Origin of the sequence: Rheinheimera baltica DSM 14885 (genome assembly GCF_000425345.1) — a bacterium.
In the GTDB taxonomy this organism is placed as follows: Bacteria; Pseudomonadota; Gammaproteobacteria; order Enterobacterales; family Alteromonadaceae; genus Alishewanella; species Alishewanella baltica.
Window position 1 is genome coordinate 1 of sequence record NZ_AUDG01000134.1, and the last position, 1,113, is coordinate 1,113.

Here is a 1,113-nt window from a genome sequence, read left to right on the forward strand (position 1 = left end):
GGCCGGATGAGGCCGAAATCAGTGGCCGGATGATACCGAAATGGGTGGCCGACTCATGCCGAAATCGCTGGCCGGATCATCCCGAAATACGCAATTACAGCATCTCAGTAAAGAAATGGCACTCTACTATGCCGCGGGTTCATCTTATTCGCAATCGATCTTCGGGAACGATAAAAAGCACTTTAGTCATGAGTACAATGAATCAAAAAGATATGGTGAAGGCCTGGGATACATCTATAACTTGTTACTAAGTGAACGAACACTGCATGGGCCATATGGTAACTGGTTAGAAGCCCAAAACCGTAAAGGCGATAAAGCTCACATTTTGGCAAAACGCGAAGAAACAATTAAGCGATTCAAACGTGGTGAGCTAGCCTATAGCGAGACTCCGCTTGGAGCATGCACGAGTACTGTGGGCTGTAATAAAAAGGCCATGAGGGCTGTTTCAGCCTGTATAAGTTGCGATAAAGCAGTAATTGTTGAGTCCAAATTAGAAAAAGTAATTTTTTCTCAGCAACTATTAATCAATGAGCTTGAAAACACATCTATGGAGTACCGTATGGAGCAAGAGCAACTGAACGATTTGATTCGCCTACAAACTCGCATCAGGAAAGCAGAATAATGTCATCCATTGTTGAATATTTTAAAGCTTTAGAACGACTTAAAAAAAGAGAGCCCTTAATCGTTCAAAAAGATACGAAAATATCAAAAGATTCTGTATCACTTGAGGCTGGACGCCAAAAAGGGTCGATTAAAAAATCTAGAGCTATTTTTAAGGAGTTAATTGCAGCAATCGATGAAGCTGCAATAGAGCAAAAGCTCCCTGAAATTTCTCAGCGTGAAAAGCTCACAATAGCAAAAGCAAAAATAGGGAATTACAGACAGCTATATGAAGAAGCTTTGGCAAGAGAAATCATGCTAATTAGACGGATCTACGAACTAGAAAAACATCTTTCAGAATCTACTAAAAATAAAGTAACTAGCATTTCAAAAAAATAAGCCAGAAAAATAATAAAATATTGAGTATGTAAAATTTTCTGTGTAAGTGGCTGTTTCTCATAGCGATACACGGTCACCATACATGATAATGAACTGATTCATCGCCGGTTTCCA

2 protein-coding genes are annotated in these 1,113 nt (G+C 39.5%); both read left to right on the plus strand.

Annotated elements, in window-relative coordinates; genetic code table 11:
- Positions 1-55 precede the first annotated feature (55 nt).
- On the plus strand, positions 56-622 hold the full coding sequence (locus H595_RS0119730) for a hypothetical protein (RefSeq protein WP_156886044.1): 567 nt from the start codon (positions 56-58) through the stop codon (positions 620-622).
- Positions 622-999 (plus strand): hypothetical protein, encoded by a 378-nt coding sequence (locus H595_RS0119735; RefSeq protein WP_027672673.1) that lies wholly within the window; start codon positions 622-624, stop codon positions 997-999. The genes H595_RS0119730 and H595_RS0119735 overlap by 1 nt, the downstream gene beginning before the upstream one ends.
- Positions 1,000-1,113: the final 114 nt, after the last annotated feature.